Annotated in this window: 7 protein-coding genes; 2 read left to right on the top strand and 5 right to left on the bottom strand. The window is 37.9% G+C overall.

Translation table 11 applies throughout. From position 1 onward, the window contains the following. Positions 1–13: 13 nt before the first annotated feature. The 3 genes from ORQ98_RS08650 to ORQ98_RS08640 all read right to left on the bottom strand — a co-directional run bounded on the left by ORQ98_RS08650 (position 14) and on the right by ORQ98_RS08640 (position 6,767). On the bottom strand, positions 14–796 hold the full coding sequence (locus ORQ98_RS08650) for a substrate-binding periplasmic protein (protein ID WP_274688400.1): 783 nt from the start codon (positions 794–796) through the stop codon (positions 14–16). A 3-nt stretch (positions 797–799) separates the two neighbouring features. Then, positions 800–1,588 (bottom strand): substrate-binding periplasmic protein, encoded by a 789-nt coding sequence (locus tag ORQ98_RS08645; protein ID WP_274688399.1) that lies wholly within the window; start codon positions 1,586–1,588, stop codon positions 800–802. A 67-nt stretch (positions 1,589–1,655) separates the two neighbouring features. Further along, entirely contained in the window at positions 1,656–6,767 is a 5,112-nt protein-coding gene (locus tag ORQ98_RS08640) for a chitobiase/beta-hexosaminidase C-terminal domain-containing protein (RefSeq protein WP_274688398.1), read from the bottom strand. Between the two features lie 241 nt (positions 6,768–7,008). Between ORQ98_RS08640 and ORQ98_RS08635 the strand changes: the two genes are divergently transcribed. Then, positions 7,009–8,025, top strand: coding sequence for a DUF2235 domain-containing protein (locus tag ORQ98_RS08635; protein WP_274688397.1), 1,017 nt, complete (start codon positions 7,009–7,011; stop codon positions 8,023–8,025). Positions 8,026–8,107: 82 nt separating this feature from the next. On the opposite strand, the gene ORQ98_RS08630 is transcribed toward ORQ98_RS08635, so the two are convergent. Together ORQ98_RS08630 and ORQ98_RS08625 are read right to left on the bottom strand one after the other, a co-directional pair. Further along, positions 8,108–9,949 (bottom strand): M4 family metallopeptidase, encoded by a 1,842-nt coding sequence (locus tag ORQ98_RS08630; RefSeq protein ID WP_274688396.1) that lies wholly within the window; start codon positions 9,947–9,949, stop codon positions 8,108–8,110. Positions 9,950–10,524: 575 nt separating this feature from the next. Next, positions 10,525–11,283, bottom strand: a complete 759-nt coding sequence (locus tag ORQ98_RS08625; RefSeq protein ID WP_274688395.1) for a substrate-binding periplasmic protein — start codon at positions 11,281–11,283, stop codon at positions 10,525–10,527. A gap of 567 nt (positions 11,284–11,850) precedes the next feature. Between ORQ98_RS08625 and ORQ98_RS08620 the strand changes: the two genes are divergently transcribed. Then, on the top strand, positions 11,851–12,819 hold the full coding sequence (locus ORQ98_RS08620; RefSeq protein ID WP_274688394.1) for an ABC transporter substrate-binding protein: 969 nt from the start codon (positions 11,851–11,853) through the stop codon (positions 12,817–12,819). Positions 12,820–12,844: the final 25 nt, after the last annotated feature.

Below are 12,844 nucleotides of genomic sequence, written 5' to 3'. Positions count from 1 at the left end.
AAAAACAGTAAATCTATGGAGTTTTACTGTTTTTTAATTCAACAAGAAAGAGTTGCTTATAATGTTCAGTATTCATAAATTTATTCAACGCTTGGTTAATTAGCTCAACATCCTTTACAGGTACTGTTTTCTTACTAAACATATAGTGTACAGGTGTTTTTCTTACTATATAAGGATGCAGCTCTACTTGCTCCATTAAACCTTTTTTTCTTATCTCAGATAGCATATATAATCTATCACTAAGCAATGCATCTATTCTATTTGAAAGCAACATCGCATAACGATCAGAATGATCGGCAACGTTAATTATTAATTTTTTAAAGTTATTATTATCCATTAGCTTAGCAAACTCTTTACCTTGCCAAGCACCAATGATAGTGCCAATTCTCATGTTAAAATTTACTACATTACCTAATGTCTTTAATGGCCACTTTTGAGTTTCATTTTTTCTGATTAACAGACGGCCTTCTTCATACCGATAAGAGTCTGAAAATATTGCATACTGTTCTCTTTCTGCTGTCTTAGAGGCTAACCCTGTCATATCTAACTTACCCTCTTGAATCTGTATAATTATTCTAGCCCACGGCATATGTACAAAGTCTATGCGACAACCTGCTATCTTAAACACTGCTTGAGTAAGTTCGTAATCCAGACCAGTCACTTTCCCCATTTCACCTTTATACATATAAGGTGAGAAAGATGCATAGCCCATTTGATATTTGTTTTTTTCACACTGTCCTAGTGCGATACCACTAATAGAAAATAAAAAAATAGTCAAAGCATACGAATGATTCATATATTAATTAACGCCATATTTAGCAAATATGGCTCGCACTTCTCCACTCTCTTTCATCTCTTTTAAGATTTGATCATACTGGCTGATAACCCTTTCCATATCAGGGTAGTCTGAAGCTTTAACAAAGGTATTATAATAAGGCTTGTCTTTAACTGACTTAGGTAAATAACTGATTTTATCCCGATAGTTACCAACCTTGGCTTCGTAAAGAGTCGCCATCGTTGGTAAAGGAACTATGTCAATTCTACCAAGTAATAGTTTTTTCATATGTAAATCATTAATAGGCACTTTATCCACATAGAAAATACCCGATTCAGCTGCTTGCAAAAACTCTGGTGTATAAGAGAACCCCTCCGTCATTCCCACCTTAAGTCCTTTTAAATCTGCAAATGTATCATATTTAATTTTCCCCATATTTTTTCGCAAAATAAAAAAGTGATATTGCGTTGTAATATGAGACTCTTTTGGGTATATTAAATATTTAGTCCGCCATTTTTTGTAGGAATAAGTAAATACCATATCCAGTGTTTTGCTGGTTTTCCATAACTGTTCCAAACGAGAAGATGAACTGATAATCACCACTTTATAATCAAGGTTTAACTTTTCAAATACCCTACCAATAATATCCACATCGATACCTGCCAGTTTCCCATTACCATCTATATAACGAACGGGTATTTCTGGAATACCACCAATGATTAACTGTCTGGCTATCGATTGTTCACTAACTGCTATAAAAAAAGCTATGATAAAAAGTTTTTCTATAATGAGTTGCCTTATAAAAAGTAGCAATACACTCTCTCCTTAGACATACTCTGTTAGTTTTTAGTCTAGTCCTGTTAAACACCTTGACTCTCATTTATGGGAGCAAGTCAACCAAGAAGTTATCAAATCGACTACCATTGCTTCCCCAACTATAAGGGGCAATTGTACCTTTGTTTAAACTACTATCCTCTACATTAAATATCGTCTCTCCATCAATGATCACTTGTATATTGTTGCCGTTAGCAATGACTTTTAATTGATAGGTTTTGCCTTGCTGATAAACTACACTATCTTCAGCCAGTAAGGTATAACTGTCGCCTACCCGTTTAACTAAACGCCGATACTGTCTCTGCTTATCCCATGAAAAACGATAGTAATGTTGATGATCCTGATAACGAAATGCCACCCCTACTGCATCATCGTCATCACTGCGTATCAAACAGTTTAATTGGTAATTTACCCATTGCTTCCCAGGTTGATAAACTAGAAATGTGCCTTTTTTGGTAATATCAGTAGCATCTGTTGGTGGGCCAAAAACATTCGCATCTTCAACTAACATGCCTTGTGAAATATGCCAGTGTGCAGGTGCAGCAATATTACCATCAGTCACGACTTGCCAAAATGCTTGATTAAACTCAGTGAAATCTTCATCCATAATTCGGTCAGGAAGCTCATTATCAATAACAGTTCCGTAATATATTTGTTGGGTACTCAAATTATTATTTGTGAGTGTGGCTACAATTTTTACTGGTTGCACTTTATCTACTTCAGCTACTTGATAATTAATTGCAGCAGTATTTGTAGCACTTAACTGACCGGTTCCTATCAGTTGCCAATTATACTGAGTAGTTGGTGCCGAATCATTATCCACGGCTACTGATAAGCCCACCTGACTGTTTTCATTCACTATCGCTGGTAATCCCTGTTCAGCACTTATTTGAGGTGGTTTCAAGCCAGTACTTAAATCAGTCACCAATAGCTCACTAAATTCACTTCCTATGTTAGCCCAACTATATAAGGCAATGGTACCTTGTAAATAGCTATCATCATTTACCTCAAAAATAAGCTGACTGTTAATAAACACTGATAGTTGGCTACCTTTTGCTATAACTTTCAACGAATAAGTCGCCCAAGGCTGATAACCAATATTATCTTCTGCCAATACGATAAAATTACTCCCTTCACGTTTCACTAGTTGTCGCCTATTCCCTGAACTATTCCAACCAAATCGGTAATAGTGTTGACTATCAAGCACTCGAAACATTATTCCTACTTGGTCATCATCAGTTGACCTTAACTTCACTTCCACTTGATAATCTACCCATTCTTTACCAGGCAAATACTGAATATAAGTACCTAATTTAGCGGGATCAGTTACCTCTACTGGTGTAGAATGCACATTGCTGTACTGAATCAGTTTATTTTGCTGAATTTCCCATTGTGCAGGTGCTTGGATAGTCCCTTCTGTGATTACTTGCCAATTGGCAAAATCCAAACCAGTGAATGACTCTTCTAATAAAGGTGTTGAAGGCTGATTCTCACTATCAGTCACCGTTATTACCTGCTGTTGGCTAACGGTATTAATCCCATCAGATACGGTCACTTGTATAATATGCTGTTCAGTGTCACTCACATCATTTGGCGTATACAGTGTTTGTAATCCACTACTGCTAGATAATTGCCCTCCCCCCGTTATTATTTGCCACTGAGTCGTGAGTTGTTCAGTGGGAGTATCAGGGTCGGATATGTCGACAGTCAACTGTGTCTGCTGCTGATCATTGATTGGATTGTCACTCACGAGTAACTGATGAATAATGGGGAGTTTAGGAGAGCCTGCTGCCAGTTCTGTCACTTGTAAATTGTCAAAAATACCGCCTTCATTCCCCCAGCTATACAATGCTAACGTACCCTGTAAAATGGGGTTAAGCGTATCGGTAATCGTAAAAATCTGCTGCTGGTTCACTAACACCACTAATTGATTACCATCCGCTCGAACCGTTAAATGATAGGTCTGCCCGGTGATATAAGGTACCTGATCTTCGGCCAGCACGGTAAAATTGCCATTATAATATTTTACCAAACGGCGATAGCCCCGTGATTGATCCCAGGAAAACCGATAATAATTACCTGCGCTATCCTGGCGGAACATAATACCAACAGCATCATCATCCTGTGACTGAATATCAACATCAATTATGACATTCTGCCAATCAAAACCGAGCTGGTAACTTATAAAAGTCCCTAATTTGTCAGGTATTGAGCCATCATCATTCGGTAATGACCAAATATTACTTAACTGCCTCAGCTGCCCCTGTTGTATTTGCCATATACTGGGGGCTTGCTGATCTCCCTGATCCGTGACTTGCCAATCAGATAAATCTAACTGGGTAAAATCATTAAAATAGAGTAACGGAGGTGCACTTGCGTCGGTTATGAGTATTTCCGCTGTTTGGCTGACACTATTAACACCATCAGACACGCTCACTTGTATAATATGCTGTTCAGTGCCACTCACATCATTTGGCGTATACAGTGTTTGTAGTCCACTACTATTAGATAATTGCCCTCCCCCCGTTATTATTTGCCACTGAGTCGTGAGTTGTTCAGTGGGAGTATCAGGGTCGGATATGTCGACAGTCAACTGTGTCTGCTGCTGATCATTGATTGGATTGTCACTCACGAGTAACTGATGAATAATGGGGAGTTTAGGAGAGCCTGCTGCCAGTTCTGTCACTTGTAAATTGTCAAAAATACCGCCTTCATTCCCCCAGCTATACAATGCTAACGTACCCTGTAAAATGGGGTTAAGCGTATCGGTAATCGTAAAAATCTGCTGCTGGTTCACTAACACCACTAATTGATTACCATCCGCTCGAACCGTTAAATGATAGGTCTGCCCGGTGATATAAGGTACCTGATCTTCGGCCAGCACGGTAAAATTGCCATTATAATATTTTACCAAACGGCGATAGCCCCGTGATTGATCCCAGGAAAACCGATAATAATTACCTGCGCTATCCTGGCGGAACATAATACCAACAGCATCATCATCCTGTGACTGAATATCAACATCAATTATGACATTCTGCCAATCAAAACCGAGCTGGTAACTTATAAAAGTCCCTAATTTGTCAGGTATTGAGCCATCATCATTCGGTAATGACCAAATATTACTTAACTGCCTCAGCTGCCCCTGTTGTATTTGCCATATACTGGGGGCTTGCTGATCTCCCTGATCCGTGACTTGCCAATCAGATAAATCCAACTGAGTGAAATCATTAAAATAAAGTTGTGGTGGTGCATTTGCATCGGTTACCGTAATTTCTACAATTTCGCTGACTACATCAGTACCATCAGATACTTCAAGCAGTAATTGATGTTGCTCACTACTAGTGACATCTGTTGGCGTATAACTAATTGTGGTAGCAGATACAGAGTTAATCTGTCCATTACCCGCCACTTGTTGCCACTGGTAAGTGAGTGGTTCAGGTCCATCACTATCGGTAGCAAACACTGTTATCGTCGTACTTTGCTCATCAGTAATTGGGTTGGTATCAATAACAACCTGGTTAATAACTGGAACCTGATTAGTTTCTCCAGGAGGGCTTCCAATACCATAGTTAACGGCTGTCACTCGACTGTTCCGTAACCCTGCCGCAATGGTCATCGCTTTAATAACAATCGGTTGATTGACCGCAAAAGGGCCTGTATAAACTAATGATTGGGCAGTGGGCTCTGAGTCATCTAATGTATAATAAATAGTGCCCTGTTGTTGTTGCGTTTGCATAGTAACATTGATAAGCCCAGAATAATCTCCACTAATTGGGCTGATAGTAGGTTTAATTGCTCGTTTTCCAAGCTGTGGGTGCTCCCACCCAGTTGGTTTATAAAGCCAAACATTCCCTTCAATATTACCTTGTAACCCCATAAATACATCTAATTGAGCAATATACTTCCACTTTCCTAACACCCCTACGCCCGGCCCTATACTGGGGCCTTGTGTTTGAGATATAGGCATTTTCGCCATTTGCCAGCCATCAGATGATACTGAAGCTGGTGGATAAAGCGCCCATACATCACTATAACCTTCCCATAATAAATAACGGTGGCGATTAGCATCGTAATCCATACCAAAATTATCATTCACTGCAAACTGACCGCTTAGGTCAGTAAAATTAACTGGCTGATTACGATTATCACTTCCAGCCTTAGCTAGATCCCAAAAGGTAAAAGTACTCACCCCTGATCGAATATAAATATTTAATACAGGATCATATAAACCAGCCCCCTGACCACCAATACCACTCCAATAAATACCCACAAGTGATAATTGGTCCAAGCTTGGATTATTCACATCATTAATTATATATTTATACAAAAAAGCCCCTGTACCTGGACCAGGGCGAGCATTGATATAAACAACATCCTTGCCATTTTCCTGAGTATACGCTGATGTTCCATTAACAAAACTGTATGGTAACGCTGAATTGCCAGGAATATTCTGGTAAATATCCCGATTTTCCCACATCTCTCCACCAATAATTTCTAACGTTGGCTGTTCCCGTTGTACATGAGAGCCCGTTGTTCCCCCCACTTTATTTCCATCCGCTTTATTAGGATCAAATAAATAAGGCCCTGTACGAATTACTGTAAATGGATCAATTTCCCTTAAGTAAGCATCACCATTGTTATAGGCAGCGCCACCAAAAGTGAGAAAACGATCAGCTATAGGCAAGAACAGTTGATTATCATAGGTATGAGCAGCAATAGGGGCAGCATCTACCCCATCAATGGCTATCCAGTGACTAAGCACACTTCTGGTAATTTCACTGGGCAATGATGCCCGTTCCCACTGTCTTGTGGTGCCCCTCCAGCGATATACGTCATTACCTGGATAGTTAGCATGTCCACCACCATAAATAATTAAATCACCTCGATTACTATCCCAGGCGAAGGAACTCCAAGCACCAATAATAGTTTGCGGCGTTATTGGTATAGCGCCATCATAAAGTGGGCGAAGCTCAGCTGGTGTCCAAACATCACTAAACTGATTAAGATTCACCTTTACCCAGCTGCCTTCTGGAAGTGGCTCAATAATAGCTACTAGCCCAGTTAAATCTGGTGCTGCAACTACCTTTGGCGGCATAACAAGTAATAACAAACTAGCAATAAAAAACCATTGTTTAGTGTATTTATGAATTAACATAGTGAGACTTTACTATTAGTTAGAAACTGTCTTATGGACTTCATTTGGAAATAAATAAGTTGTCTTCTAAAGTTAGCAGAAATTTTTAAGTTTTGTTAAAGTTACTTAGCTTAAGTATTTCATCAGAGGTGAAAGAATTTAAGTATTCAAACTGAACTTGTCACTTCCTTGATTAAAATAGCTCTTTACCTAAATACTCTAACGACATATCAAAACAATAAATGAAGGAAAAGGAAAACCTATGAGCAAAAATATCGTACTTTGTTTTGATGGTACCTGGAATCGACCAGACGACCCTGATGACGAAATTAGTCAAGAAACGAATGTGCGACTCTTTTACAAGCAACTCATTAACAATTCACAACCAAAAGTTGCTTCTGACCAACAGGTTGCTTTCTATGATGAAGGTGTTGGCTGCCACTGGTACGACCGAATCCGTGGTGGCATTTCTGGGTTTGGTTTAACCAAAAATATTCTTGAAGGTTACTACCATTTATGTCACAGCTATCAAAAAGGGGATAGAGTCGCTCTAATAGGTTTCAGCCGTGGTGCATTTACTGCTAGATCATTGGCTGGCCTGATTTACAGCTGTGGCCTGATTTCTACAGCAGCGCTATCAGAGCATACGATTGAAGAGGCTTGGGAAGTTTATAAAGAAGCAGAAAAACCCGAAAAAGATCTTTATAAAGCCAGACACATTCCATGCCCTATTGAAATGATTGGTGTATGGGATACCGTCGGTTCACTTGGAATACCAATAGGCTTGTTAAAGAAAATTTCAGACAAGCTAGTTCAATTTCACGACACCTGTTTAAATCCTGAGGTAAAAGCAGCTTATCACGCCCTGGCGATAGATGAACAACGCTCAACCTTTGAGCCAACCCTTTGGGAAGACACCAGTCAATCCCCTAACCAAACCATTGAACAGGTATGGTTTGCTGGGGTACATGCTGATATAGGGGGAGGTTACCTAAAAAGACATCACTCTAATGTAAGCCTTGCCTGGATGATCAATAAGGCCAAACAACATCAGTTACTGTTTAAAGAGCCTCTCATCCCCTTAACCCATGATGTTAGCCAACCTCACCATGACTCTTATCATTTATTATTTGGCAGAAAAAAGCGCCGAGTCGCTAGTACAACTGATAGAGTACATCAAACCGTGCAAGAAAAGATAAACACGACGACAGCTTATATTCCGCTGGCTTTAGTGGATAGAGAATCTGAAGGGTTAAGTCCTTATCAAATTGTGAAATAAAGTAAAAAGGCATCTGAATTTAATTCATTCAGATGCCAGGTTTTCCATCTTTATTATTTTTATACTTCTGGAAAGGTATGCTCTACTTATAGGTGGCTTTTAGAGTAACCCCTTTATAACTTGAGTAGCCTCTAATCATAATCTGGTATTTACCAGAAGCAGGACGGGTAAAGTTACACACTTCATCATTGCCCCATTGGTATGGACGACAGTCGTAGTTAGTTCTACTTGGCTTGCCATTACGTAGTACATACATATCAGCATCACCTGAACCACCAGACATCTGTACTTTCAATGATGACTGACCTGAAGGTACATTGATAAAGAAGAATTTCTCACTGCCATAATTGCCTGCCAACCCTGTGACAGGTACACCATTCTTCAACTCACCATCGGTTGGATCAGGTGGATCTGTATCGTCACAGGCATTAACGCCCACTACTTTAAATGCAGCAACTACATCTTTCTCGCTATAACCTAAATCTTTACTGGCTTTTTTGACCCCACAACCACCCTCGTCAAAGGTTGAATTTTTGGTCCAATAAGTTTGGTTCGCTAGCACAAAAGCGCGGAACGCTTTTTCTGTATTCCAGCCATTTTTATTGGCAAGAATATAAAAAGCACGGTTGAATACACCAGAACTATAATGCACATTTAGTCCATCATAATAATCATCAGCATGACCTATTGATCGACCGTCTTTAGTGGGGTCTTCAAAATACCTTAATGCTTGCCCCACTGCGCCTTTGAAAATAGTTCCTCCTACTAGCCAGTCATTTCTCATATTAGCAGGGCGATCGCTATTCATATAATATTCTGAAGCTTCACCAGCAATATCAGAAAAAGCTTCATTCATACCACCAGACTGATTACGATAGACTAAACCCGAGTTTTGTTCAGTAAAACCATGACTGACTTCATGAGCAACTACATCTAGGCTAACCAAAGGGTAAAACCGACTAGCACCATCACCAAAAGTCATTTGTTTACCGTCCCAAAACGCATTTTCGTAGCTACGACTATAGTGAACTCGTAGTTTTAATTTAAACGTTAAAGGCGCGGAGTTAAACCAGTCTTTGAACATATCAAAGACAACGTTACCAAAATAGTGTGCATCATTTAATGGAGAGTAAGCACCATTGATTTCTTTATGCGTATTTTCATCACAAGAAAATGAATGTATATTACCACCTGATGTAGAGTGATTTAAATCAATCGTAGCAACATTAGTACTATCCATACTACAGGTAGAGCCATTCACTTTCACATCCATCATTCCATAGTCTTTACCAAAATAATACTTGCCTGTTTTTTCATTCCCCCCAGGGCCTTTACCAATTTTTTGATGAGCTAACCCTTCCCATTGATCAATGATACTGCCATCAATAGCATTCATTAATACAAAAGGCCGACTAATTTTATCACCTTCAACGACAAATGAAACTTCGTAAATAAGTTTGGCTGCTCCAGTTTCATCTTGCATTACATAAAGCTTTGCCTGCTCATCGCGAGTAGTTTGACTGCTATCAATATTTAAAGCTGATTTAGCGCCATATAACGCTTCATTTTCATCAAAAGCCGCAATAGCGGATGGAAGATCACTAGTGATATTATCCAGCAACGACCCACTAATATTACTATATACCCCCATTACAGAGCGATCAGCTGCTAGTGCAGTATTCCATACTGGAATATTTTGATAGTATTGTTGAAATCTTTGTTTTACTTTCCCATTCGGCAAAATAATTGTTTTTACAGTTTCAAAATGGTAATTACTGTCCATTGCTAGCATGGTATTAATATCATTACCGCTGTCTAAAAATGCGCTTACTCCATCAATTTCTACCCGGTCAGCAGCATAAGAAGAAATTGCAAGTAAGCTAGTTACTGCCATTGCAAGCGGCTTAAGTTGGTACTTTTTCATCGTCTATCCCTGTTTAGATACTATGATTCCATTCCCAAACCAGCAGAATGCTGGGAGGAGTTTTAAGAGCGGCCGCAAAATCGTCAGTAACTTTAAAGATGCACAAGACCAACCCGCAATGCAAAAAAAAATAAGTACAAACCGAACCAAAGCATTCAAATTAAGCACCAACAGTAACCAAGCAGATCAGCTAGGCTTTGCTTTATAGTGAATTCTTTATACTTTAGTATAATACTGAATAATCAGGCAGGAAAAACAATATCACAGATAATCAACAGGAATATAAAACCAAAAAAATAAAACACATGAATTATAAAAAAACAAAAAGACAACAATAGCTTCTCACAATCTTAACCAATCATACTAATTTATAGCATAACCAAACTTAAAATCATTAGCTGTAAGGGTACAATTAATAGTTATAAAAACGAATAATAGCAAGCGCCATCTACTATTTTTCACCATACCAAATGTAAACTCTCTTTTTCAGCACAGTAACAAATATTTAACAAATTTATATAAGTCAACCCACTTTATCTCAGTTAATAGCAATGTTGACTGTTCTCAATTTGAAACTAATCATCTACCAAATAGGAGCTAATAATATTTTTGTAAACTCCTTTTTGTTTAATTTTATTAAGACTCTTCCTAAATTGAGAAACTATATTATTATCTGTATCTTTATTAAAAGCCATATAATATCCTTCCGTAGACAAGTCAGCTAGGTGAAACACTTTTTTTATAGTATATTTTGGTAAAAGCTTTCTTTTTTTTACTAAATAATAGGCTGCTAGCTCATTCATCGGCCATAAGTCAATGCGCCCTTTAAGCAGCTTGAGCAGATTTTGATCATGATTCAGTGCAGTAAAAATCTCAGTACCTACCTTAAATCCTTTATCAATCAAGTACTGCTCTCTAACATCATTTATTACAGTGCCTAGTGTGTACTTTTGTGCTTCATTTAAGGAAGCGATTAAAATATCATCTCTATTATGCAACGAAAATAAATAAAATTGAGCAGGAGAAATAACTCCTACCCACTTAAAAAGTGTTTCTCGTCGATTGTTTCTCCCTAGCGGGAATATTAACGTATTTTTCTCAGTCAAGGCAGTATTATAGGCCCTCACCCAGGGGTAAACAATTATTTCCAAACCATTCAATTTCAAATCATTTAGCACCGCTTTAACAACTTCTGTGCTTATACCTTCTAGCTGACCATCGATATAAATACTATAAGGAGGGAAATATTCAGTTATAATCTTAATATGCTCATTAGCAATAGAAACTTGCACCCATATTAGAAAACAAAAAAAACAGTTCATTATTGACTTCATGGTTACCCAAACTAGTCCAAAGCATTAACATTCATACTAGAGGTACCCTTAACTATAAGTTATTACCAGAAAAAGTTATAAATTAATTATCAAGCCCAACTCACTTTCAAGCACTTTTTTACAGGCATAACGCTTCCCCGCGTGGAAAGCATGCCTATCATAAATCGTTTTTAAGTTTAAAAATAAAATGATATATACTCACAGCAAAGAGTTATTTAAACGAGATCACCCACCCGTGGTAGCAATGCCAGACTGAATTGGCTGGATTAAATTAAAACAACTTTAGCTGGCAGAAGATAAAAGTCAGGAAAGCATTTATAGAAGTCATTCGCAAAATATATTAATAGCTTTGAAAACAATTATCCAACTTTTTTATAGAGCACTAGTAGCTCATACATAAAGCAAAGTCGCATCTCTTTTCTACTAGATACTTTAAGCATGTCAAGCAAAAGTAACATAGCCGAATAACTTATTTTACGCATACACGACTAGTGAAGCAGCCAATAGCTTGAAAGAATAGCCTCTTAGCTATACTTACAAAGTTAACAAGCTACAAGGTATATCTTGATGCCAAAAAAGCTTATAACTTCATTATTAGCAACACTTAGCTTTCTAAGTGTTGCAGATACTAATCGTGTCAATATTTTAATGGTTTTATGGCGTGGAGATACTCCCGCAGAAATTGGTTTTAAGCAGCAACTTAATAACTATGGATACGATGTTTGGTATACTGTTTTTGATGCAAAGCAAAACAGAGACGATTTAGTTTGGTTTGTCCAGTCTGAAATAAAACCAAACCTAAAATACTATGACTACATTTATACATTTGGTACAACAGTTTCGAGTCTGGTAAAACAAAGACAAGTTTCTACAGTCCCACAACTATTTATGGTTGTCACTGATCCTATTAAAGCAGGGCTTGTCAAGTCATTAACGAAACCAGTTGGAGGAAACATAACAGGCACTACTAGCACTGTCTCATTATATAAGCAGTTATATAATGCTAAAAAGCTACTGGCTTTCACTAAAGTTGGTTTTATATTTAACCCTAGAGAACTAAATTCTCAGTATATATCAAACAAACTCTTTAGTTTACAGTCAGAATTGGGTTTTGAAGTTAAGCGCTTTAGAATCAAGCCTGACAAAGCAGCATCTATTAATGATTTTAATATAATAATGAAAAAAATTGTCAATGCAGGCATTAATACTGTCTATTTATCCAGTGATAGTTTTCTATTATCAAAGCGCAGGCTGATAGCTAAATCACTCTTATCTTACAAACTTAAATCTATCGCATCTGAGGAGGCATTTGTGCTAGCTGGTGCGTTGTTAGGTACTGTTGCCAGCTATGAAAAGCTGGGACAGCAAGCGGCTGACATTGTTCACAAACATCAGCAAGGTGAGAAGATTGCAAACATGAAAGTTATTATGCCCCAACAAGTAAAGTTTATTATTAATGCAAATACGTTAAAAAAAATTGGGCTAGAAGTTAACCCTACTCAGCTAAAGGATGTAACTTTTATCGGCAGTGGTTGATAACTATAGAAAATCACTTAATGCA

The organism is Spartinivicinus poritis, from assembly GCF_028858535.1.
GTDB classification, from domain to species: domain Bacteria; phylum Pseudomonadota; class Gammaproteobacteria; order Pseudomonadales; family Zooshikellaceae; genus Spartinivicinus; species Spartinivicinus poritis.
Note: the sequence above shows the minus strand (reverse complement) of the source record. Positions and strands in the feature narration are given on the sequence as shown.